Annotated in this window: 19 protein-coding genes; 6 read left to right on the forward strand and 13 right to left on the reverse strand. The window is 77.5% G+C overall.

The features are described from left to right. Positions 1–11: 11 nt before the first annotated feature. The 4 genes from EV188_RS27760 to glmS form a co-directional block, all read right to left on the reverse strand. Positions 12–1,202 carry an alpha/beta fold hydrolase gene (locus EV188_RS27760; protein WP_133829578.1) on the reverse strand — a complete coding sequence of 397 codons (1,191 nt, stop codon included), beginning with the start codon at positions 1,200–1,202 and terminating at the stop codon, positions 12–14. Then, complete coding sequence (gene alr, locus EV188_RS27765; protein WP_133829579.1) at positions 1,199–2,353, reverse strand: alanine racemase; 1,155 nt, start codon at positions 2,351–2,353, stop codon at positions 1,199–1,201. Before alr ends, EV188_RS27760 begins: the two co-directional genes overlap by 4 nt. Beyond that, positions 2,350–3,804 carry an NAD(P)H-hydrate dehydratase gene (locus EV188_RS27770; RefSeq protein ID WP_133829580.1) on the reverse strand — a complete coding sequence of 485 codons (1,455 nt, stop codon included), beginning with the start codon at positions 3,802–3,804 and terminating at the stop codon, positions 2,350–2,352. Before EV188_RS27770 ends, alr begins: the two co-directional genes overlap by 4 nt. Before the next feature lie 67 nt (positions 3,805–3,871). Continuing rightward, positions 3,872–5,725 (reverse strand): glutamine--fructose-6-phosphate transaminase (isomerizing), encoded by a 1,854-nt coding sequence (gene glmS / locus EV188_RS27775; protein WP_133829581.1) that lies wholly within the window; start codon positions 5,723–5,725, stop codon positions 3,872–3,874. A 93-nt stretch (positions 5,726–5,818) separates the two neighbouring features. Here glmS and EV188_RS27780 point away from each other — a divergent pair, with 93 nt between their 5' ends. Further along, positions 5,819–6,700: a dienelactone hydrolase family protein gene (locus EV188_RS27780; protein ID WP_133829582.1), complete on the forward strand. Its 882-nt coding sequence runs from the start codon at positions 5,819–5,821 to the stop codon at positions 6,698–6,700. On the opposite strand, the gene EV188_RS27785 is transcribed toward EV188_RS27780, so the two are convergent. The 9 genes from EV188_RS27785 to eccCa form a co-directional block, all read right to left on the reverse strand. Next, entirely contained in the window at positions 6,672–7,436 is a 765-nt protein-coding gene (locus EV188_RS27785) for a hypothetical protein (protein ID WP_133829583.1), read from the reverse strand. The two genes, EV188_RS27780 and EV188_RS27785, sit on opposite strands and share 29 nt — an antisense overlap. Then, a complete protein-coding gene (locus EV188_RS27790) occupies positions 7,433–7,888 on the reverse strand; it encodes a hypothetical protein (RefSeq protein ID WP_133829584.1) in 456 nt (151 codons plus the stop codon). Before EV188_RS27790 ends, EV188_RS27785 begins: the two co-directional genes overlap by 4 nt. Before the next feature lie 182 nt (positions 7,889–8,070). Next, a complete protein-coding gene (gene glmM / locus EV188_RS27795; protein ID WP_133829585.1) occupies positions 8,071–9,471 on the reverse strand; it encodes a phosphoglucosamine mutase in 1,401 nt (466 codons plus the stop codon). Beyond that, on the reverse strand, positions 9,471–10,103 hold the full coding sequence (rpsI, locus tag EV188_RS27800) for a 30S ribosomal protein S9 (protein ID WP_243742043.1): 633 nt from the start codon (positions 10,101–10,103) through the stop codon (positions 9,471–9,473). The genes glmM and rpsI overlap by 1 nt, the downstream gene beginning before the upstream one ends. Next, a complete protein-coding gene (gene rplM / locus EV188_RS27805) occupies positions 10,100–10,543 on the reverse strand; it encodes a 50S ribosomal protein L13 (protein WP_133829586.1) in 444 nt (147 codons plus the stop codon). The genes rpsI and rplM overlap by 4 nt, the downstream gene beginning before the upstream one ends. A 147-nt stretch (positions 10,544–10,690) precedes the next feature. Then, the gene (locus tag EV188_RS27810; RefSeq protein ID WP_133829587.1) at positions 10,691–10,987 is read right to left on the reverse strand and encodes a WXG100 family type VII secretion target; all 297 of its coding nucleotides are present in this window, start codon (positions 10,985–10,987) and stop codon (positions 10,691–10,693) included. Between the two features lie 41 nt (positions 10,988–11,028). Further along, on the reverse strand, positions 11,029–11,397 hold the full coding sequence (locus EV188_RS27815) for a WXG100 family type VII secretion target (RefSeq protein WP_166660129.1): 369 nt from the start codon (positions 11,395–11,397) through the stop codon (positions 11,029–11,031). Positions 11,398–11,511: 114 nt separating this feature from the next. Next, on the reverse strand, positions 11,512–13,518 hold the full coding sequence (locus EV188_RS27820; RefSeq protein WP_166660130.1) for a type VII secretion-associated protein: 2,007 nt from the start codon (positions 13,516–13,518) through the stop codon (positions 11,512–11,514). Beyond that, positions 13,515–17,570: a type VII secretion protein EccCa gene (eccCa, locus tag EV188_RS27825; RefSeq protein ID WP_166660131.1), complete on the reverse strand. Its 4,056-nt coding sequence runs from the start codon at positions 17,568–17,570 to the stop codon at positions 13,515–13,517. Before eccCa ends, EV188_RS27820 begins: the two co-directional genes overlap by 4 nt. A gap of 129 nt (positions 17,571–17,699) precedes the next feature. Here eccCa and eccD point away from each other — a divergent pair, with 129 nt between their 5' ends. The 5 genes from eccD to EV188_RS27850 are packed head-to-tail and all read left to right on the forward strand — an operon-like array spanning position 17,700 to position 22,712. Continuing rightward, complete coding sequence (gene eccD, locus EV188_RS27830; RefSeq protein WP_243742044.1) at positions 17,700–19,196, forward strand: type VII secretion integral membrane protein EccD; 1,497 nt, start codon at positions 17,700–17,702, stop codon at positions 19,194–19,196. 20 nt (positions 19,197–19,216) lie between these two features. Beyond that, complete coding sequence (locus tag EV188_RS27835; RefSeq protein WP_166660132.1) at positions 19,217–20,500, forward strand: S8 family serine peptidase; 1,284 nt, start codon at positions 19,217–19,219, stop codon at positions 20,498–20,500. Then, positions 20,497–21,672 (forward strand): type VII secretion protein EccE, encoded by a 1,176-nt coding sequence (gene eccE, locus EV188_RS27840; RefSeq protein WP_133829592.1) that lies wholly within the window; start codon positions 20,497–20,499, stop codon positions 21,670–21,672. Before EV188_RS27835 ends, eccE begins: the two co-directional genes overlap by 4 nt. Positions 21,673–21,698: 26 nt before the next feature. Beyond that, on the forward strand, positions 21,699–22,391 hold the full coding sequence (locus EV188_RS27845) for a hypothetical protein (protein WP_133829593.1): 693 nt from the start codon (positions 21,699–21,701) through the stop codon (positions 22,389–22,391). 18 nt (positions 22,392–22,409) lie between these two features. Continuing rightward, positions 22,410–22,712: a Rieske (2Fe-2S) protein gene (locus tag EV188_RS27850; protein WP_243742045.1), complete on the forward strand. Its 303-nt coding sequence runs from the start codon at positions 22,410–22,412 to the stop codon at positions 22,710–22,712. The last annotated feature ends 39 nt before the right edge of the window (positions 22,713–22,751 follow it).

Raw genomic sequence — 22,751 nt, forward strand, 5'->3', positions numbered from 1 at the left:
GCGCGTCCACCTCAGGCACGGCGGCGGGGGCGGCGCAGGCCGCGGCGCGGGCGGTCGGAGGGCGTGGGGCCGCCGGGGCGCAGGCGGCGCAGGACCTGGCTGCGGTGGGTGCACCGGCGCAGCAGCTCGAGCAGCGCGGCGTCGTACTCGCCGGGCTGCTCCAGCATCGCCATGTGCCCGGCGCCCTCGAGCGGCAGGAGCTCGGCGTGCGGCATCTCGGCGGCGATCAGCTCGGAGTGCTCGTAGGGGATCATCCGGTCGCGCGTGCCGCCGGCGACCAGCACCTCGCACTGCGAGAGCCCCGCCAGCGCCGCGCGCCGGTTGTGGGTCGACAGGGTGTTGGCGAACGACGTCAGCGCGTCGAGCGGCGTGGCGGCGATGGTGCTGTCGACGAGGTCGACCAGCGCGGGATCGGTGGAGCGGTCGCCGAACGACAGCCCCTGCACGAAGGCCCAGATGACGTTGCCGGCGGCCCGGCGCACCCGGTCGGCGAAGGCCGGCTGCCAGTGCGCGATGCGGCCGAGGACGTTGACCGTCGGGTTGCGGTGCGACAGGACGGCCTGCTTGAGGCCGCCGGCCATGACGTCGCCCGCCGACGTGCACAGCAGCGAGACCCCGACGATGCGCTCCTGGAAGAGCTTTGGGTTCCGCTCGGCCAGCGCCATGATCGTCATACCGCCCATGGAGTGGCCGACGAGCACGACCGGCCCCTCGGGCACGACGGCGCGCAGGATCGCGTCGAGGTCGGCGCCGAGCTGGGCGATGGTGCACGACCGCGCGCTCGCCTGCGCGGAGCGGCCGTGGCGGCGCTGGTCGTAGAGGACCGTGCGCACGGTCGGCTCGGTGAGCTCCGAGAGCATGCGGCGCTGGAAGTGCCAGCACTTGCGGTCGAGGGCGAAGCCGTGGACGAGCACCACGGTGAGCTCGGGCTTCCCGCCGTCGACCGGGTCGACCTCCTCCACCGAGAGCCGCACCCCGTCGTCGGCGGCGACCGACGACTCGCGCCCGGCCGGGACCAGCCCGAGCATCGAGGGGTGCGCCTTCTCCTCCTCGGAGAGGCGTTCGCGCTGGCGCAGGATGCGCGACCGGGCGCGGCCCGCCCCGACGGCGCCCGCCGCAGCCGCGCCGCCTAGCACGGTGCCGGCTACGGCGCCGGCGACGGCGCCCGGCGAGAGGTGGTGGTGGCGGTCCTCGCCGCTCACGAGGGTGTCCCCCTCGTCCGCGTCACCCGCGGCCGGCAGCCGACGCCCGTGACGACCTCGTAGTGGATCGTGTCGAGCCAGCGCGCCCACTCGAGCGCGGTCGGCTCGCCGGCGTCGCCGGGGCCGAAGAGCAGCACCTCGTCGCCGGGGGCGACGGTGGTGGGGGCGTCGTCGGCGGGACCGAGGTCGACCACGACCTGGTCCATGCACACGCGGCCCACGACCGGTCGCCGCCGACCGGCGAGCTGCACCGTCATCGTCCCTCCGAGCCGTCGCGGCACCCCGTCGGCGTACCCCGTCGGCACCAGTGCCAGCACCCGGTCGTCGGGGGCCACCCACTCGTGACCGTAGGACACACCTTCCCCGGCGGCCACGCGTTTGACCAGCGCCACGCGGGTGCGGAACGTCATGACCGGACGCAGTCCGTGATGGTCCGGGGCCTCGAGCGGGTCGAGCCCGTAGACCGCGATCCCGGGCCGGACGAGGTCGAGGTGCAGGTCCGGACGGGTGAGGGTGGCGGCGGAGTTCGCGAGGTGCCGCCACGGGCGCGGGCCGCCGAGGCGCTCGCCCGCGGCCCGCCACGCGTCGTCGAACCGCTTGGCCTGGACGTCGATCGTGGGGTGGTCGGGGGCGTCGGCGTGCGCGAGGTGCGACCAGACGGCGGCCACCTCGACGTCGCCCGCCGCACGGGCCGCCTCGACGGCGTCGAGCAGCTCGCCCCAGGCCTCGGGCGGGCAGCCGTTGCGGCTCAGGCCCGTGTCGATCTTGAGGTGGATGCGGGCCGGCCGCCCGGCGCGCCCGGCGCCGGCGACGACCCCGTCGAGCTCCGCGCGGGACGAGACCCCGAGGTCGACCGCGTCGGCGACGGCGGGCGCGAAGTCCTCGTCGGGCAGGTGCAGCCAGGACAGCACCGGCGCGGTGATCCCGGCGCCGCGCAGCTGCGCGGCCTCCTCGAGGGTGCAGACGCCGAGCCACGTCGCGCCGGACGCGAGCGCGGTGCGCCCGGCCTCGACCGCGCCGTGCCCGTAGCCGTCGGCCTTGACCACGGCCATCGTCGCGGCGCCCGAGGCGCGGGCGAGCCCGGCGAGCAGGCCGACGTTGTGGGCGAGGGCGTCGTGGTCGACGAGGGCTTCGACGCGGGGTCTCGTCACTGTCTGACCTCCCGGATCGCCCGTGGCAGGGCCTGCTGGACGTACGACGCCGGCACCGGCGACCCGGGCCCGTCCGCCGCACCGGCCCCGATGTCGGCGGCCCGCGCGTGGACGAACGCCGCGCAGCCGCCCGCCCACCACGGGTCGAGCCCGGCGGCGAGCAGGGCGCCCGCGACGCCGGAGAGCACGTCGCCCGAGCCGGCGGTGGCGAGCCAGGCGCTGCTGGCCGGGTGCACGAGGACCCGGCCGTCGGGCGCGGCGACGATCGTCGCGTTGCCCTTGAGCAGCACGGTGACGCCGAGGTCGGCGGCGGCCCGCCGCGCGGACTCCACGCGGTCGTCGGTGAGCTCCGCGACGCGGGCGAACTCGCCGGCGTGGGGGGTGATGAGGACGGGGGCGCCTCTCGCACGATCCCGCAGCTCGGCGTGCTGCCCCAGCAGCGTCACCGCGTCGGCGTCGGCGAGCACGGGCACGCCCGCGTCGAGGACGTCGGCGAGCGTGCGCGCGCCGGCGTCGTCGGTGCCGAGCCCGGGGCCGACCACCCAGGCCTGCACGCGCCCGGCCTCGCCGACGGTGTCGGTGGCGACGATCTCGGGCCAGGCGGCGCGGACCTCGTCGGCGGCGCTGCCCGCATAGCGGACCATCCCGCTGGTCGCGAGGGCCGCGGCGCCGGACGCGAGGACCGCGGCACCGGGGTAGGTGGCGCTCCCGGCGGCCACGCCGACCACGCCCTGGGAGTACTTGTCGTCGCCGGGTCCGGGCACCGGCCAGCGCGCGCCGACGTCGGCCGCCTCGAGCACGTCCACCGGGGCGGGCGGCAGCTCGGGGCCGATCCCGATGTCGATCAGCGTCACCGGGCCGCAGCGGGGCGCGGCGAGGACGTGGACGGGCTTGCGGGCGCCGAACGTGACGGTGGCCGCCGCCTGCACCGCGTCCTCGCCCGGCACGCCGGTGAGCGGGTCGACACCGCTCGGGGTGTCGACGGCGAGGATCGGGATGCCCGCGACGGCGGCGGCGTCCGCCAGCGTGGCCGCCTCCGGGCGCAGGCCCCCGCGGGCACCGGTCCCGACGATCGCGTCCAGCACGAGGTCGGCGCGCTCGACGGCGATCACGCCGGACTCGACGCGCGTGAGGACCCGGCCCTTCTGCTTGCGCAGCGCGGCGAGGCCCTCGGGGTGCGCGCGGTCCGGGCTCAGCAGCACCGCGGTGACGGCGACGCCGCGCCGGCGCAGCTCGTAGCCCGCCCAGAGCCCGTCGCCGCCGTTGTTGCCGGCGCCGGCGAGGACGACCACGCGCCGGCCGCTGACGCCCCCGGTGCGGCGCTCGAGCTCGGCCAGCGCGACCTGGGCGACGCCGCGGGCGGCGCGGCGCATGAGCGCGCCCTCCGGGGTGCGCGCGAGCACCGGCTCCTCGGCCGCTCGCACCTGATCGGGAGTCCAGACGCCGTACACCCAGCTGCCTCCTCCGCCACGTGCGTGATCTTCTGAGCTATAGCTCAGAAGATCACGCACGTAGGAGCTACTCGACCGTGACCGACTTCGCCAGGTTGCGGGGCTTGTCGACGTCGTAGCCGCGGGAGCGGGCGACCTCGGCGGCGAAGACCTGCAGCGGGACGCTCGAGACCAGCGGCTGGAGCAGCGTCGACACCGCGGGCACCTCGATGAGGTGCTCGGCGAACGGGCGCACGGTCTCGTCGCCCTCCTCGGCCACCACGATCGTCCGCGCGCCGCGCGCCTGGATCTCGCGGATGTTGGAGAGCAGCTTCTGGTGCAGGATCGCGCGGCCCTTCGGCGAGGGCATGACCACCACGACGGGCAGGTCCTGCTCGATCAGCGCGATCGGCCCGTGCTTGAGCTCGCCCGCCGCGAAGCCCTCGGCGTGCATGTAGGCGAGCTCCTTGAGCTTGAGCGCGCCCTCCAGCGCCACCGGGAACCCGACGTGCCGGCCCAGGAAGAGCACCGCCTTCGACCCGGCGAGGTCGCGGGCCAGCTCGCGGGTCGGCTCCACGACCGCGTCGAGCACGCGCTGCACCGCGACCGTGCTCGACTCGAGCTCCGCGTACTCGCGGGCGACCTCGTCGGCGTACTTCGTGCCGAAGGTCTGCGCGAGCGCCAGCCCCACGAGGTAGCAGGCGATGACCTGCGCGGTGAACGTCTTCGTCGCCGCCACCCCGACCTCGGGACCGGCATGGGTGTAGAGCACTGCGTCGGACTCGCGGGGGATCTGCGCGCCGTTGGTGTTGCAGATCGCCAGCACGCGGGCCTTCTGGTCGCGGGCGTGGCGGACGGCCTCGAGCGTGTCCGCGGTCTCGCCAGACTGGGAGATCGCGACGACGAGCGTGGAGCGGTCGAGCACCGGGTCGCGGTAGCGGAACTCGCTCGCGACCTCGACCTCCACCGGGATGCGGCACCAGTGCTCGATCGCGTACTTCGCCAGCAGGCCCGCGTGGTAGGCCGTACCGCAGGCCACGACGAACACCTTGTCGATGTCGCGCAGCTCCTGGTCGGACAGGCGCTGCTCGTCGAGCACCACCCGGCCGTCGACGAGGTGCCCGCGCAGCGTGTCCGCCAGCGCGGTCGGCTGCTCCTCGATCTCCTTGAGCATGAAGAAGTCGTGGCCGCCCTTCTCGGCGGCCTCGATGTCCCAGTCGACGTGGAACGGGCGCGTCTTCGCGGTCTCGCCGAGGAAGTCGGTGACGACGGCGCCCTCGGCCGTCAGGGTGACGATCTGGTCCTGGCCGAGCTCCACGGCGTCGCGCGTGAAGTCGATGAACGCCGCGACGTCCGAGGCCACGAACATCTCGCCCTGCCCGACGCCCACCACCAGCGGCGACGAGCGGCGCGCGGCGACGATCTCGTCGGGCCGGTCGGCGTGGGTGAAGACCAGCGTGAACGCGCCCTCGAGCCGCGCGACGACCGCGCGCACGGCGGCGGTCAGCCCCGCGTCCGGGTCGGTGTCGAACGCCCGCGCGACGAGGTGCGCCGCGACCTCGCTGTCGGTGTCGCTGGTCAGCTCCACGCCCTCGGCCTCGAGCTCGGCGCGCAGCGCGGCGAAGTTCTCGATGATGCCGTTGTGCACGACCGCGACCCGCCCGGAACCGTCGCGGTGCGGGTGGGCGTTGCGGTCGGTCGGCGGGCCGTGCGTCGCCCAGCGCGTGTGCCCCATCCCGGTGGTCCCGGAGGTGGCGCCCTCGGGGAGCACCGCGACGAGGTTGTCGAGCGGACCGGCCGCCCGGTGCACCTCGAGCCCGCCCGCGCCGTCGGCGATCGCGACCCCCGCGGAGTCGTACCCGCGGTACTCCAGGCGCCGCAGGCCGTTGACGAGGACCTCCTGGGCACCGCGCTTGCCGACGTATCCCACGATCCCGCACACGGGCCTCAGGGTAACGACGCGCCGGACCGGGTCCTCCGGCCCGGGCGGGTCACGACGAGCTGGGACCCGGCGCCTCCGATAGGTTCCCGGGCCATGGCGAGCGTGATCCCCGGGAAGGCCCTGGCGCCGAAGGCGGTGGTCGCCGAGCTGTCGAGGCCCGGCCCGTACCCCGTCCTGCGCGGCGAACTGGCGCTCGTCGGACTGCCGGGGGTCGTGTTCACCCCGGCCTCGGGCACCGCGCTGCCCGCCGTCGCCTTCGGGCACGACTGGCTCCAGCCCGCCGGGCGCTACCTCGGCCTGCTGCGCCACCTCGCGTCCTGGGGGATCGTCGCCGCGGCGCCGGACACCCAGCGCGGCCCCGTCGGCTCGCACCGCGGGCTCGCCCAGGACCTGCGCACGGCGCTCGGCGTCGTGTCCGGCGTCCGCCTCGGCGGCACGGCCCGTGGGGCCGCGGTCAGCGTCGACCCCCACAAGCTCGGTGTCGCCGGGCACGGGATGGGCGCCGGCTCGGCCGTCCTCGCCGCCGCCGTGCCGGCCGCGGACACGCGCGTGCAGGAGGTCGGCGAGCCCTACTGGGAGGTCGGGCACGGCGTCGCGATCCAGGCCGTGGCCACCATCGCGCTCACCGACACGCAGCCCTCGGCCGTCGAGGCCGCGCGCGCGGTCCACCTGCCCGGCATGCACCTCGGGTTCGGCCGGGACCTCGTCTCCCCGCCGGCCGCGGGCGCGGAGCTGCTCGACAAGGCCTGGGCCGGCGAGTCGTCGCTGCGCACCGTGAAGAAGGCCACCCACCTCGGGCTGCTCGAGGGCCGGCACTGGAGCGACATCCTGCTCGACGGCAAGGGCGAGCCCGCGACGCGCACGCTGGTCCGGGCCCTGCTGACCGGCTTCCTGCTGCACCGCCTCGGCGGCGACGGCCGCTACGCCGGAGCCTTCGACGGCGTGGTCAAGGGGACGGAGGAAGGCTCCGGCTGAGCGGGTCGCCCCCGCCCGCCGCGAGCCGCTCGCGGATCCGCGCCCCGGCCTCCAGGCCGACGGCGCGACTGCGCGACGCCGCCGCGAGGAAGAGCCGCGTGCGCTCCTCGAGGTCGGCCGCCCACGCGCGGAGCGGCGCCTCCACCGTCGGGTCGGTGCGCACGCGCGCGAGCAGCGCGTCCACCTGCGCGGGGAGCAGCCCGCCGACCGGGTCCGCGGGACGGACCGCGGCCGCGCCGCCCGCGAGGTCGCGCACCGCGGCCGCCGTGTGCGCCGCGGCGACCTCGAAGACGTCGGCGGTGTCGCCGAGCTCGCCCACCAGCCCGTGCGCCGAGCGCGCGAGCGCCGACACCCGCTTCTGCACGGCGTCCGCCGACGGGCCCGCCCAGGTGTCCCACAGCGGGCCCAGGTCCTCGGCCGTGTCCACGTGCTGGCGGCGCACGAGCGTCGCGGCCTCCCGCAGGGCCTCGGCCTGCGCGGCCAGCGCGGCCGGGTGGGGCAGCTCGCGCGCCTCGGCGCCGGCGCGCCGGACCGTGGCGGGGTCGGTGTCGGGGCCCGCCGGGACGCCGCGCCAGCGCGGGGGCAGCGCCGACCACCGCGCGAGGTGCGTGGCCAGCACGCCGACCGCGGCGTCCACGGTGGTCAGCAGCGTCGCGCGGTCCGGGCCGGCGAGGTCGACCGGTCCGGGCGCGGGCGCGAGCCGCAGCGGGCGCTCGGGGCGCACCCCGCTGCTCACCCGACGTGGCGCGGCACGCCCTGCGGATCCTCGGCGCCCGACCCGTCGGCGCCGGCGGGCGCGGGGTCGTCGTCGGGTCCGGGGGCGTCCGCGCCGGTGGTGGCCGGGAGCGGCGTGGCAGTCCCGGGATCGGCGGCGGTCTGCTGGGAGGTCTGCCCGGCGTCCTGCTCGTCGCCGGCGGCCTGGAGGTGCTCGGCGAGGTCGCCGACCGCGCCCGCGTGGGCGCGCAGCAGGGCGACCGCGGACAGCGAGTCCTCCGAGCCCTGTTCGGCGCTCAGCCGGTCGGCGAGCCGGTGAAGGTCGCGCGCGCGGCCGGTGACGGCCTCGACCACCTCGGGCAGGTCGGGCGGGGGCGCGGCGTCGTCGTCGGGCCCGTCGTCGTCCGCGCCCAGATCGGCGAGCACGTCGTCGAGATCGCGGGCCGGACCGTGAACGGGCGGGACCGAGTCCATCCGCGTCCTCCGCATCCGGCCCCGCGCGGGGCTGTGCCGACGTCGACGTCCCGCACTCCCCAGTGGCCCGCGGGATCGCCGTCAGGTTAACGCCTGCCGGCGCGACGGGGGGCGGGAACCCGGTACCGGCACGCCCGGACACCGGCGACGCTCACGGCCTGCGAGCGTGCGGTGGCGCTGCGTCAGCGGACGGTGGAGACGAGCCCCGCGAGCCGGTCGGCGACCTCGCCCGCGACCACCTGCGTCGGCGCCTCGACCATGACGCGCACGAGCTGCTCGGTGCCCGACGGGCGCAGCAGCACCCGGCCCCGGCCGCCGAGCTCGGCCTCGGCGGCCGCGACGGCGTCGGCGACCTCGGGCGACGAGCCCACCGCGGCCTTGTCGGCGACCGGCACGTTGACCAGCACCTGGGGCAGCCGGGTCATCACCGCGCCGAGGTCGGCGAGGGTGCGCCCGCTCTGGGCCATGCGCGCCATGAGCCGCAGCGCGGTGAGCAGGCCGTCGCCGGTGGTGGCGTGCGACGGGAGCACCACGTGCCCCGACTGCTCGCCACCGAGCGAGAACCCGCCGGCCCGCAGCTCCTCGAGCACGTAGCGGTCGCCGACCGCGGTGGTGCGCAGGGCGACCCCGGCGTCGGCCATCGCGAGGTGCAGGCCGAGGTTGCTCATCACGGTGACGACGAGCGTCGCGTCGGTGAGCTCCCCGCGCTCGAGCAGGTCGAGGGCGAGGATCGCGAGGATCTGGTCGCCGTCGACGACGGCGCCGTCGGCGGCGACCGCCAGGCAGCGGTCGGCGTCGCCGTCGTGGGCGATGCCCAGGTCGGCACCCTCGGCGACCACGGTCCGGGCGAGCGCCTCGATGTGGGTGGAGCCGACGCCGTCGTTGATGTTCCAACCGTCGGGGTCGGCGTGCAGGGCCGTGACCCGGGCGCCCGCGGCGGCGTACGCGCCGGGCGCGGCGGTCGACGCGGCGCCGTGCGCGCAGTCGACGACGACGTGCAGGCCGGCCAGCGGCGTCGGCGTCGCGGCGGCGAGGTGCTCGACGTAGCGGTCGAGGGCGTTCGGGAGGTCGCGCACGCGGCCGATCTCGCGGCCGGTGGGGCGGGCGCCGGACGAGCCCTCGGCGACCCGGGCCTCGATCGCGTCCTCGACGGCGTCGGGCAGCTTGTGCCCGCCGGCGGCGAAGAGCTTGATGCCGTTGTCGGGCATCGGGTTGTGCGACGCGGAGATCATCACGCCGAGGTCGGCGTCGAGCGCGTCGGTCAGGAACGCGACCGCCGGCGTCGGCAGCACGCCGACGCGCAGCACGTCCGCCCCGGCGGCGGCGAGGCCCGCGGTGACCGCGGCCTCGAGCATCTCGCCGCTGGCCCGCGGGTCGCGGCCGACGACCGCGACGGGTCGATCGGCCGCGTCACGCCGCCCCTCGGCCCGGGCGTGCTCGGCGAGCACGCCCACCGACGCCGTGGAGACCGCGGTCGCCAGCTCGGGCGAGAGGTCGGCGTTGGCCAGGCCCCGGACACCATCGGTGCCGAAGAGTCTGCGACGGACCGGGGTCGAGCTCCGCTCCGCTGCGTCTCCCGCCATCAGCGCTTCGAGTACTGAGGAGCCTTCCGGGCCTTCTTCAGGCCGTACTTCTTGCGCTCCGTGGCCCGCGCGTCGCGGGTGAGGAAGCCGGCCTTCTTGAGACCCGGACGGTCGTCGGGGTCGACCTCGACGAGCGCCCGCGCGAGGCCCAGGCGCAGCGCGCCGGCCTGGCCCGACGTGCCGCCACCGGTGAGGGTGGCGTAGACGTCGAACTGCTCGGTGCGCTCGGTGACCACCAGCGGCTCGCGGATGAGCTGCTGGTGGACCTTGTTCGGGAAGTAGTCCTCGAACGCCTTGCCGTTGCAGACGATGCGCCCGGTGCCGGAGACGAGGCGCACGCGGACGATGGCCTCCTTGCGGCGGCCGACCGTCTGGACGGGGCGGTCGATCCCGGCGAACACCGGCGCGGCGGTCTCACCGAAGACGTCGGCGTCGTCGACCTCGTCGGCGTCCGAGCTGACGACGTCGGCGACGACCTGGTCGTCGGCGGGGTCGTCACCGGGCTCGTCGGTCGCGTCGACGGGCGTGCCGCCGACGGCGCCCTCGGGCAGGTCCGCCGCCTCGGCGAGCGTCTGCGCCGCGTCGTTGTCGGCGACCTCGGGGAGGTCGCTCGGGTCGTCAGGGGTGGTCACTGGCTCACCTGTCGAATCTCGTACGGCACCGGCTTCTGCGCGGCGTGGGGGTGCTCCGGGCCCGCGTAGACCTTGAGCTTGCTGCCCATCGCCCGGCCGAGCCGGTTCTTCGGGAGCATGCCCTTGATGGCCTTCTCGACCAGACGCGCCGGGAAGCGCTCGAGCTCCTCGCCCACCGTGCGGGCCTTGAGCCCGCCCGGGTAGCCACTGTGGTGGTAGACGAAGCGGTCGTCGCGCTTGCTGCCCGTGAGGGCGATCTTCTCCGCGTTCACGATGATCACGAAGTCACCGGTGTCGACGTGCGGCGCGTACGTGGGCTTGTGCTTGCCACGCAGCAGCGTCGCGCTCTGGCTGGCCAGACGGCCGAGCACGATGTCGGACGCGTCGATGACGTGCCAGGCGCGGTCGATGTCGCCGGGCTTCGGACTGAACGTGCGCACGGAAGCTACCTCGTCACGGACGGCTGGGCGGGTCGGCGGGGGCCGAGTGTGTGGTCGAGCAGGCGCGGGACGTACACCGCGCAACGATCCTCCAGAGTACGCGTCGCCTCTCCGGCGGCACCGACCACCCCCTACCGCGGGCGGTCGTCAGGCCCGGAACATCGCGCTGACGCCGGACTCGGTCTCCATGTACTGCTGGGTGGCCTGGTCGGTGCGTCCGCGGATCTGCGCGAGCAGCTCCTTCAGATCGTTCCACGCCGCGTCGATCTGCTGCTGCTGCTGGCGGTAGAAGTCGGACGACGCGCCGTCCCACACGGCGAGCTGCCCCACCGCGGTGCGGACGTCCTGGAGCTGCGCCTCGATGCCCGCGTGCGTGCTGTTGATGTCCTGGCTGGCCTGCTGCAGCGCGCCGAAGCGGACCTTGATGTTGTCGGGGCTGGTCATGGTGTCCTCGTCTCCGTCGTGTCTGTCGGTGATCCGGCCGGTCAGCCGAGGGCGTTCGTGATCGTGCCGCCGCCGGTGCCGCCCACGGCGCCGCCGCCGGACCCGCCCGCGTCGCCGAGGACGTTGAGCATCCGGGCCGCGTCGGCCTCGTTCGCGCCGTAGCGGCCGGCACCCGCGCGGACCCGCTCGGCGATGCCGAGCAGCGCGTCGTTGATGCGCTTCGCGTCGGTCTGCCAGCGGGCCATCGTCCCCTGGAACGCGGTCGCCCCCTGGCCCTGCCAGTCGGCGACGAGGGGCTCGAGGCGCCCCTGGAGCGACCGGAGCTGGCCCTGGAGCTCGCCGTTGATGGACTCCAGCCGGGTGGCCACGCCGACCATGACGTCGGTCTGGGTGCCGAATCCTCCCGCCACGCCACACCTCCTCTCCTCGCGGAGCCCGCGGGCCCCGTGTGCTCGTGACGGATCGAGCATGACGACCGCGCCGGGGGCGTGGTGGCCGTTCGGGAGAAGTCGTGGGAAGTCGGCTCAGCCCGTGGGCGCGAGGGTCTCGACGACCTGCTCGCAGGCGGCGAGCACGCGCCGCTCGTCGGCGGCCTCGGTGCCGTGGCGGCAGCCGACGCTGACCATCGACGGCGCGGACACCACGACGAACCAGTCGACGCGGATGCCGGGCGCGGGGTCCTGGCGGTAGCGGGCGACCTCGCGGCCGCCGAACTCCGTGCTCGCCTCGTAGCCCGACACCGGGTCGCCGCCGGCCCGCGCGGCCTCGTACTGCCCGGCGAGCTGCGCGCGGGCGCGCTCGGGGTCCGCCGCGCTCGCCGGGTCGAGCGGGTTCTCCTGGACCGCGAGGAGGTCGGTACCGCGCGGGGCACCCGCCGGGCGCAGCAGCAGGCGCCGGGCGCCGGCGTCGCCGCCCGCCTGCACCCAGCCGATCGGGGCGACGAACGTCTGCCCGCCGACGACGGCCGCGGTCCCCGACGGCCCCTGCAGGGTGCGGACCCCGAGCACGGCGCCGGTGACGAGCGCGACGACGGCCAGCAGGGCGACGATCACCGCGCCCACGCCCACCCGGCCGCGCGGGGGGACGGGCCGGCGGGCGGGCAGCGGGCGGCGCGCGGGCAGGTGGCGGGGCTCGTCGACCTCCTCGACCGGCTCCACGAGGTCGGTGTCGTCGACGGGGTCCGCGGGCGCGGTCAGGTCGTCGTCCGGGCCCACCCTCCGGACCGGGACCTGCACGTCGGGGCGCTCCGGCGAGGTCGGGGTCAACCACACCGGGTCGTCGGCCGGCGCGCCGAGGTCCTCGGTGCGCTCCCCCACCGCCGGCGGGAGCGGGGCGGTCGGCGGGTCGAGCAGCGGTCCGGGCCGCAGCCCGGCGGACGCGAGCGCGGCGGCCGGGACCCGCACCTCGCGGGATCGCGGCCCCGCCTCCTCCCGCGCCACCACCAGCGCCCCGTGCGCGACGACCGACCGCGGCTCGGTCGCGACCGTGGCCGGCACCCCGAGCTCGCGGTGCACGAGGGCGGCGAGCAGCGGGATCCGCGCGCCGCCCCCGGTGAGCCACACGCCGTCGAGGTGCTCGGGCCCGGTGCCGGCGTCGGCGAGGGTGTCGGCGAGCAGGTCGACGACGCCGCGCAGCGCCGGGCGCAGGACCTCGGTGAGCTCGCCGCGCGAGAGCCACGCCGCGGTCACGCGCCCGGGCAGCGGGACCGCCGCCTGCTCGGCGTCCGAGAGCGCCTCCTTCGCCGCCCGCACGTCGTCGAGCAGCACCTGGCGGTGGCGCCGGTCGGCGAGCGTCGTGCCGGCGACGACCTCCAGCACGCGGTCGGCGTCCCCCGGGTCGTCCGGGTCGTCGTGCAGCGCGGTGAGCAGGTGGCCGAGCAGCAGCTCGTCGGCGTCGTCACCGCCGAACCGCGCGTCCTCGCGGCGGGCGAGCAGCCGCGCGCCCCCGCAGCGCCCGGCGACCGGGGCCAGCACGGCCGCCGACGCCCCGCGCGCCCCGAGGTCGAGCACGGCGAGCGGCCGCGGGCGCGCCGAGCCCCGCGGGCGCATCCACCCCGCGTGCGCGGCCGCGGCGACCGGTTCGCAGACCAGCGTCAGGTCCTCGGCGAGCCCCGACCCGGCCCGGCGCAGCACCTCGCGGCGCCCGGCGTCCCAGCCCGCGGGGTGGGTGAGGACGAGCCGGCGCGGGCGCCCGCCGCGCAGCAGGGGGCCGGCGCGGTCGAGGACGCCGGCGAGCACCGCGCCCCACGCCTCGGACACCCCGACGACGCGGGTGCCGAGCAGCAGGTCCGGCTCGTCGACGCGCAGGCGCGGGGTGGGCTCGTAGCGCGACGGGTCGGTGGGCGCGAGGCGGCGGGCCGCGGCGCCGACGACGAGCGCGGTGCCGTCGGCGGGCGCGAACACGGCGGCGAGGTCGGCGGGCAGGTCCGTGGGGTCGAGGGACTCCACGGCGTCGTCGACCGGCCCGGTGTCGAGCGCCGCCGCCACCGTCGTCACGCCGAGGTCGATCGCGACGACCGGGCCGTCGCTCACGCGTCCTCCGGGAGGGCCGTGATCGGCGGATCCGGCTCCCGCCAGCCGACCTGCACGAGGCGCTCCCCGTGCCGGCGCGAGACCAGCCAGCCGCGTCCCGGCGCCTGTGGCCCGGGCCGCACGGTGCCGAGCAGCACGCCCTCGTCGCGGCTGCCGCTCATGACGATCCCGGGCGAGCTGAGCTCGCGGAGCCGCGCGAGCACGGGCTCGAACACCGCCCGCGACGCCCCGCCGGTGCGCCGCGCGATCACGAGGTGCAGCCCGACGTCGCGGGCCTGGGGCAGCAGGTCGAGCAGGACGGCGAGCGGGTTGGTCGCGGCGCCGGAGACGAGGTCGTAGTCGTCGACCAGCACGAACACGTCCGGCCCGGTCCACCACGACCGCGCGCGCAACTGCTCCGGGGTGACGTCGGGCCCGGGCAGGCGGCGCTGCAGGGAGCCGAGGAGCTCGGTCATCGCCTCGGTGAGGGCCTGCGCCGAGGACGTGTAGGAGATGAGGTGCTCGCTCGCGACGGCCCCGAGCAGCGAGCGGCGGTAGTCGACGATCATCAGCCGCGCCTGGTCCGGCCGGAACCGCGTGACGATCTGGTGGGCGAACCCGCGCAGCAGCGCCGTCTTGCCCGACTCCGCGTCGGCGAAGCAGACGAAGTGCGGGTCGGCGGCCACGTCGAGCAGTACCGGCGCGAGGCGCTCCTCCGACAGCCCGAGCGGGAGCAGGTGCGGGCGGCCCTCGTCCGGGCCGGGCAGCGTCTCGACGCCGACGCGCTCGGGCAGCATCCGCACCCGCGGCGCCCCGGTGCCGCCCCAGGCGGCGGCGACGCGGGCGACGAGCTCGCCGGTGGCGCGCCCGAGGTCCTCGGTGTCGGCGACGCCGTCGAGGCGCGGCAGGGCGGTGAGCACGTGCAGCTTCTCCCGCGACAGCCCCCGGCCCGGGCGCCCGGCCGGCACCACGGCGGCGGCCCGGCGGTCGACCTCGGACTCCGCCGGGTCGCCGAGCCGCAGCTCGAATCGCGTCCCGAGCAGGTCCTTGAGCGCGGGCCGCAGCTCCGCCCACCGGCTGGCCGTGATGACGACGTGCACCCCGTACGAGAGCCCGGCGGTGGCCAGCGAGATCACCGTCTGCTCGAGCGCCTCGTGCTCGCTGCGGAACGCGTGCCAGCCGTCGACGACGAGGAAGACGTCGCCGAGCATGTCGCTGCCACCGGTGCCGGGCAGCAGCTCGCCGCGGCGCCTGCGCGCCCGCAGGTCGGCCATCGACTCGAGCCCGGCCTCGCGGAACCAGCGCTCGCGGCCGGCGAGCAGCGCGGCGACCTCGGCGACGGTGCGGCGCACGAGATCGGGCTCGCCACGCCCGGCGACCGTGCCGACGTGGGGCAGCCCGGCGAGCCCCGCGAGCGTGCCGCCGCCGAGGTCGACCGCGTAGAACTGCACCTCGGCCGGGGTGTGGGTGAGCGCGGCCGCGGCGACGAGCGTGCGCAGCAGCGTCGACTTGCCCGACTGCGGCCCGCCCGCCACCACGACGTGCCCGGCGGCGCCCGCGAGCTCGGCCCACAGCACGTCGCGGCGCTGGTCGTAGGGCCGGTCGACGATCCCGACGGGCACCGCGAGCGCCCCGTTGGCGGGGAAGCCGGGCGCGGTGAGCCCGCGGTCGGGCGTCGTGGTCAGGGGCGGCAGCAGCGCGTCGAGGGTGGCCGGGTCGGCCAGGGGCGGCAACCACACCTCGTGCGCGGGCGGGCCCTGCCCGCGCAGGCGTTCGACGACGACGTCGAGCACCGACGGGGTCCCGCTGCCCCGAGATGCGTGCGGCCCGATCACCGCCGGCACGTGACCGTTGCCGTCGACGTTGCCGGGATCGTCCAGCACCGTCGGCGCGGCCGGCTCGACCCACTGCGCCGAGAACGGCCGCGGCCGCATCTCGCGGGGCAGCGGCGACGCGTCGGGCACCACACGCTCGGCGGCGCGGTACGGCGCGGACACGTAGCCCGCCTTGAACCGGATCATCGTCGACGACTCGACCTTGAGGTAGCCCGAGCCGGGCACCGCAGGCAGCTCCGCCGCGTCCGCGACCCCGAGCGCGGCGCGGGAGTCCGACGCCGAGAACGTCTTGAGCCCGATCCGGTAGGACAGGTGCGAGTCCAGCCCCCGCAGCCGGCCCTCCTCGAGGCGCTGCGAGGCGAGCAGCAGGTGCATCTGCAGCGAGCGCCCCAGCCGCCCGATCGCGACGAACAGCTCGGCGAAGTCGGGCTTCTGGCTCAGCAGCTCGGAGAACTCGTCGACGACGACGAACAGCGTCGGCAGCGGCTCGAGCGCGGCGCCGTTCTCCCGCGCGCGCTCGTACTCGGTGACGTTGGCGAGGTTGCCCGCCGACCGCAGCAGCTCCTGGCGGCGCTGCATCTCACCGGCCAGCGCGTCCTGCATGCGGTCGACGAGGCTCAGGTCGTCGGCGAGGTTGGTGATCACCGCCGCGACGTGCGGCGCCGGCGCCAGCCCCGCGAACGTGGCGCCGCCCTTGAAGTCGACGAGCACGAGGTTGAGCGCCTCGGACGAGTGCGTGGTGATCAGGCCCAGCACGAGCGTCCTGAGCAGTTCCGACTTCCCGCTGCCCGTCGCGCCGACGCAGAGCCCGTGCGGCCCCATCCCCTCCTGCGCGGCCTCCTTGATGTCGAGGTCGACCGGGTCGCCGTCGGCGGACACCCCGAACGGCACGCGCAGGCGGTCGCGCAGCGGACGGGGGCGCCAGGCCCCGGCGACGTCGAAGGTGTCGGGCTCGCCGTCCACGCCGAGCAGCTCGAGGATCCCGGGGCTGGTGAGCAGCGGCTCCTCCTCGCCGCCGCCGACCACCGGGGTCCGGCACGGCGCGAGACGCCGGGCGAGGGCCTCGGCCTCCGCGGCGCCGAGCGCGTCGGGACGCCCGAACCACTCCACACCCTGGCGCCCGACCGCGCCGATGCGCCCGTCACCGTCCGGCTCCAGCACCAGCCCGAGGCCCCGGCGCGCGGTGAGCGTGCCGAGGGTGTCGGAGAGGTCGATCAGCGTGACGGCGGAGAGGCCCTCCTCGAGCAGGATCTGCTCGGACCCGAGGACCTCGGCGTCGTCGAGCACCACGACGACGTGCCGCGCGTCCGCCGCCGGCGCCGCGCCGCGCGTGAACCGGCCGCGCCCGGCCAGCTCCGGGGCGAGCCAGGACTCCACGCCGGCGAGCGAGGACGTCACCATCCGCACCGGCCCCGCGCCGTCGACGAGCCGCGGGTGCGCGACGTGGGGCAGCCACTTGACCCACTCCCACGCCGCGCGCGCCGGACCCGTCGCCGCGACGGCGACGACGAGGTCGTCGGGGCTGTGGAACGTGACGAGCTGCGCGACGATCGCGCGCACCAGGCCCCGCCGTGCCTCGTGGTCGCCCCCCGTGACGGTCACCGACGCGAAGGCGCGCAGCGACACCGCGGTCGGCAGGTCCGGGACGATCGAGTGGGTGCGCACGAACCGGCGCAGCGCCACCGTCGCGACCGGCTCGAGGTCGTCGACGGGGCCGGTCTGCGGCGGCACGAGCGCGGTGGCGAGGCGCTGCGAGCCGCGCCCGACCCGCACGTGCGCGAAGTCGGGGTCCGACGGCCGGCGCTCCCACATCCGCTCGCCCCGGGCGAGACCGATGAGCGCGGAGGGGTCGGGGTGCGTCCACTCGAGGGCGCGGCGCTGGTCGACCGCCGTCTCCCGGGCCCGGCGGCGCATCTGCGCGAGGTAGCGCAGGTAGTCCTTGCGGTCCTCGTCGGACTCCGCCCGCCGCTGCGCGCCGCCCCGCGTCACGCCGCCGGCGACCATGCCCAGCGTCGAGAGCGCGAACATGCCGCCGAAGAGCCACGAGGTCGGGTTGTCGACGCCGATGACGACGATGAACCCGAGCGACCCGACGACCATGAGCAGCGGCAACAGCCGCAGCAGCGGTGAGCTGGGCGTCGCGCGGGGGATCTCCGGGGGCGCCTCGAGGTGGACCTCGCCGGAGGGCACCTCGGGCGGCGCCGGGCGCGCGGTGCGCCGGAAGACCCGAGTGCCCACCAGCCCGTCCTCCGTTCCCCCGATCGCACCACTCCGCCCGGTTGGTCCGGCCATACTAGGGAGCCGCGGGCCACGCCGGGTCCGTCTCGAGGAACCGCACCAGGAGATCTCCCGAGCGGGAGGAGCGCAGTGACAGGCACCGCCCGGACCGGCCGTGACGCGGCCCTCCGCTCCGTCGGTACCGAGGACCGGCTGTCGCTGCCCGCGGGTCCCGCGGCCGTCACCACCGCGAGCCGGGTGTCGGTCCTCGCGCCGCGCACCCGCGTCGACGTGGCGCTCCCGCCGGACGTGCCGCTGGCCGACCTGCTGCCCGTCCTCCTCGACATGACCGGCGAGTCGGGGGCCGGGTGGACGCTCGCGCCCCTGGGCCAGGGCCCCGTCGACGCCTCGCGCACCCTCGCCTCCCTCGGCGTCCTCGACGGCGACCAGCTGGTGCTGCGCCGCCGCGCCGACGCCGCCCCGCCGCCGCTGTTCGACGACGTCGTCGACGCCGTGGCCGAGGCGACGCCCGCGAGCTACCGGGCCTGGGGTCCGGGGATCGCGCGCGTGCTCGGGCTGTGCGGGCTCGCGCTCGGGCTCGCGGGCGCGGTCCTCGCCCTCGTCGTCGTGGGGCGCGCGCCGGGCACCGCGGGCGGGCTGGGCACCGCGGCCGTCGCCGGCGTCGCCGCGCTCGGCGCGCTCGCGCTCGCGGCCGTGTGCACGCGGGTGCTCGACGAGACGGGCGCCGGGTCGGTGCTCGCGGCCGGGGCGGTGGCGCTCGCCGCGGTGGCGGGCGTCGCGGCGGTGCCGTGGAGCGTCCCGGGCCCGCTGACCGCCACCTCCGGCGCGCCCCAGCTGCTGCTCGGCGCCGCGCTGGCCGGCGCCGTGGCCGCCGCCTGCCTCCTCGCGCTGGGCCGGGCCGGGCGCACCGGGGTCGCCGCGCTGCTCGGGGCGCTCACCGCCGCCGTGCTGCTCGTCGTGTCCGCGGGCGTCGCGACGGTCGTGGACGCGGGCGACGCGGCCGGTGTCGCGGCCGGGGCGGGCGCGCTGGCGCTCGTCGCCTCGGCGCTGCTGCCCCGCACGGGCATCGCGCTCGCCCGCCTCCCGCTGCCCCGCGTGCCGGGCTCGGCCGAGGAGCTCGCCGACGACCCCGGTGTCGCCGAGCACGCCGACATCGAACGCCGCGCCGACCGCGCCCACGCCGCGCTGTCGGGGCTGGTCATGGGGTGCGGGGTGGTCACCGCCGGCGCGGTCGCGGTGCTCGCGCTGGCCCCGGTCGGCGGGTGGCGCGGCGTGGCCGGCTGGGTCCTCGCCGTGCTGCTCACCGCCCTGCTCGCGCTGCGCTCGCGCACCTACGCCAACGGCGTGCAGGCGGTCGCGCTGCTCGTGTGCGCGCTGCTCGCCGGCGCCGGCCTGGTCGTCGGCTGGCTGTTCGTCGCGCCGCCGCTCGTGGCGCTGCTCGCCGTCCCCGCGGTGTCGCTCGCGGCCGGGGCCGGCGCGCTCGTCCTGGGCGTCGTCGTCCCGCGGCGACGGTTCTCGCCGGTCGCGCGCCGTGCGGTCGACATCGCGGAGGCCATCGGGATCGCGGCGGTGCTGCCGATCGCGCTCGCGGTCATGGACCTCTACACGGCGATGCGGCTGCTGTGATCGCTCGCGTCGGAGCGGCCGTGCTGAGCGCCGCGCTGCTCGGGGCCCCGCCGGCCGGCGCCGCGACGGCCCCGATCCCGCCCGCGCCCGACCCCGCCGCCCTCGCCGCGCTCGACCCCGCCCCCGACGGCGTGCCGGGCGCGCGCCGCCTCGCGCCCTGTCCCGCCGCCACCCCGCCCGCCCCGTCCGGGCTCGGGATCGGCGACCTCCCGCCCGGCCCCGACCCGGCCGCCGCGTGGACCGACGGCCGCGGCGAGGGCCAGACCGTCGCCGTCATCGACACCGGCGTCGCGGAGCACCCGCGCCTCGGCGGCCGGGTCGTCGACGGCGGCGACTTCGTGGCGGGTGCTGCCGGCACCGACGACTGCGACGGCCACGGCACCGCGGTCGCCGGGCTCCTCGCCGCCGCGCCCGCGCCCGGCGACCTCCTCGTCGGCGTCGCCCCCGGCGCCCGCGTGCTCGCCGTGCGCCAGACCAGCGCCTTCTACGGCGTCGACGGACAGACCGGGGTCGGCGACGTCGCCACCCTCGCCCGCGCCGTCCGGCACGCCGCCGAGACCCCCGGCGTGGGCGTGCTCTCGCTCGCCCTCGCCGCCTGCCGCACGCCCGCCGAGGTCGCCGACCCCGCCGACGCGCCGGCCCTCGGCGCCCTGCGTGCCGCGGTGCGCGACGCCGTCGACCGGGGCGTGGTCGTCGTCGCCGCCGCGGGCAACACGGGGCCCGGGTGCGCGCCCAACGCCGGCGGCGAGGTCCGCAGCGTCCCGGTGCCGGCGTGGTTCGGCGACGACGTGCTCGTGGTCGGCGCGGTCGACGACGCCGGCGCGCCCGACCGGTCCTCGCTCGCCGGCCCCTGGGTCGACCTCGCCGCCCCCGGGCGCGCCCCGTCCTCGCTCGCCGCGCGCGGCGACGGGCTCACCACCGCGCTCACCGCCCCCGACGGCGCGAACGCTCCCCTCGTCGGCACGAGCTTCGCGGCCGCCCGGGTCGCCGGCGCCGCGGCCCTGCTGCGCGCCCGCGATCCCGGAACGCCGGCCCGCGAGATCGCCGCCGCCCTCGTCCGCTCCGCCGCGCCCACGCCCGGCCTCGCCCCCGGCACCCGCGACGACGCCGTCGGCTACGGGGTGCTCGACGCGGCCGCCGCCGTGCGCGGGGGCCCGCCGCGCACCGGCCCCGAGGTGCACCCCGCGGCTGCCGCGGGGGCGCCGCCGTCGGAGGAGGCGCCGGTGGGGTGGATCGTCGGCGGGGCTCTCGTCGCGGCCATGGCGGCGGGCGTCGTGGTGCTGCGCCGGAGGACCCGGCGATGACCCTGACCGCGCTCCGCCGCCCCTCCGGACCGTCGCTGGGCCGCATCCCGCTCGTCGCGATCGTCGTCGTGGAGGTCGGCCTCGCCGTCGCGGTGGCGCTGGTGGCCGTCGACCGCCGGCTCCTGCCGCTCGCCGGCGTCGTCCTGTCCGCGGGCCTGCTCGTCGGCCTGCTGCGGGTGCGCCGGCGCTGGCTCGTGCAGTGGATCGGCCTCGCGCTGCGCTTCCGGGTGCGGGTCCGCGAGCGCGAGTCCGAGCAGCTCACCGACGACGTCGACCCGCGCCTGCGCACGCTGCGGCTGCTCACCGGCGACCTCACCGTCGCGCGCACCCGCGACCACGACGGCCGCGAGGTCGGTCTGCTCGGGCACGGCGGCGGGTGGAGCGCGGTCCTCGCGCTCGACGCCACGGACGGGGACGGCGGCGCCCTGGTCCCCGGCGACGCCGCGTCCTTCCCCCTCGCGGCGCTCGCCGGGTGCCTGGCCGACCGGGGCGTGGTGCTCGACGCGGTCAGCGCGCTCTGGCACTGCCGCCCCGTCGACGACGACACCCCGGCCGCCGCGGCCTACCGCGAGGTGCTGGGCTCCCTGCCCGCGCTGTCGCGGCGCGAGGCCTGGCTCGTCGTGCGGCTCGACCCGGCGCGGTGCCCCGACGCGGTCGCCGAGCGCGGCGGCGGCGTCCTCGGCGCCCACCGGGCCGTGGTGGGGGCGCTCGCGCGGATCGGGCGGGTGCTCGCCGACCACGGCACGCCCGTCCGGCCGCTCGCCGCCGACGAGGTGCTCGACGCCGCGACGGAGGCCGCCGACACCGGCACCGCCGCCACCGACCGGCTCGTCGAGTACTGGAAGGCCGTCGTCGTCGGCGACGTCGGGCACGCCGCGTACGCCGTCACGGGCTGGCCCACCGACGGGACCCCGGACCGCCTCACCGGTCTGACCGCCACCACCGGGCGCACCTGCACGCTCGCGCTGACCCTCGAGCCCGATCCCCGGTCGGGGGACTCCGTCGGCCTGCGCGGCACCGTGCGCCTCACCGCCGACACCCCCGAGGCGCTCGAGGAGACCGGCCGCGAGCTCGTCGCCCGCGGGCACGCCCTCGGTGTCGCGCTCGACGCCCTCGACGGCCAGCACGCCGCCGGGCTCGCGGCCACGCTCCCGCTCGGGGCCCGCCCGTGACCACGCCCGGCGGCTCGCCAGGACCGATGGGCCGCACCGCGCCCACCCGCGCCGACCCCGAGCTCGCCCCGACGTTCTCGGTGCCGCCGGCCCTCGTCGACGCCCTCGGGCCCCCGGTGCGCCCGGCGGGCGTGGTGCTCGGCGCCGACCCGGACGGCGAGCCGGTCGCCGTGAGCCTCGTGCGTCCCACCCCGACGCGCGTCGTGCTGCTCGGCGGGCTCTACCTCGCCCGGCAGGTCACGCTGCGCGCGGTCGGCACCGGGACCCGCGCGGTGGTCGTCACCGGGCGCCCGCCCGTCTGGGATACGGTGCAGGAGGCCGGCGACACCCTCGTCCGCGTCGTCGGGGAGCCCCCGCCCGACCTCGCCGCGCCCGAGGGCGACCCGCTGCTCGTCGTCCACGACCGCGGCGCCACCGCCCGCGGCCCGGCGCCGGCGCGACGCCCGCGGCAGACGACGCTCGTCGTGCTCCCGTCGCTGGTCCCGGCGGTCTCCGACCTCGCCGACGACGCCGACCTCGTCCTCATCCAGCGCCTCCCGCCCCACGAGGCCGAGCTCGCCGGCCGGCTCTGGCGCCTCACCCCCGCGATGACCGAGACCCTGCGCACGCTGCCCGACCGCGGCGTCGTGCTCCTCGGGCGCAACCTGTGGCGCCGCGTCGACCTCGTCACCGGCCCGCGCGAGACGGCGATCCTCGGACCGGTGCGCCGCGGCGACTAGCGGTCCAGGCTGGGCGGTGTGACGGAGTTCGTCGCCGTCCTCGCCCTCGAGGACCTGCAGAGCATGCGCGCGGTGATGGCGGGCGGGCGCCGGGTGCTGCTCGTCCGCGTCGGCGACGAGGTCCGCGCCTACGACAACCGCTGCCCGCACCGCGCCTGGCCCCTCGAGCGCGGCACCCTGGCCGGCGGCGTGCTCACCTGCGCCAACCACCGCTACACGTTCGACGTCGCCACCGGCCGCGGCCTCGACCCCGGCGACTGCCACCTCGTGCCCTACCCCTGCCGCGTCGAGGGCGGGACGATCGCCGTCGCCGTCCCCTGAGCCCTTGACCTCGACCTTGCTCGAGGTCGGACCCTCGGG

The organism is Actinomycetospora succinea (assembly GCF_004363095.1).
Classification (GTDB): Bacteria; Actinomycetota; Actinomycetes; order Mycobacteriales; family Pseudonocardiaceae; genus Actinomycetospora; species Actinomycetospora succinea.

Excerpts from the sequence above, each read along its gene's own strand:
- EV188_RS27810 (WP_133829587.1), bottom strand. The coding sequence starts at position 10,987 with ATGACCAGCCCCGACAACATCAAGGTCCGCTTCGGCGCGCTGCAGCAG.
- EV188_RS27845 (WP_133829593.1), top strand. The coding sequence starts at position 21,699 with ATGGGCCGCACCGCGCCCACCCGCGCCGACCCCGAGCTCGCCCCGACG.
- eccE (WP_133829592.1), top strand. The coding sequence starts at position 20,497 with ATGACCCTGACCGCGCTCCGCCGCCCCTCCGGACCGTCGCTGGGCCGC.
- EV188_RS27780 (WP_133829582.1), top strand. The coding sequence starts at position 5,819 with ATGGCGAGCGTGATCCCCGGGAAGGCCCTGGCGCCGAAGGCGGTGGTC.
- EV188_RS27790 (WP_133829584.1), bottom strand. The coding sequence starts at position 7,888 with ATGGACTCGGTCCCGCCCGTTCACGGTCCGGCCCGCGATCTCGACGAC.
- glmM (WP_133829585.1), bottom strand. The coding sequence starts at position 9,471 with ATGGCGGGAGACGCAGCGGAGCGGAGCTCGACCCCGGTCCGTCGCAGA.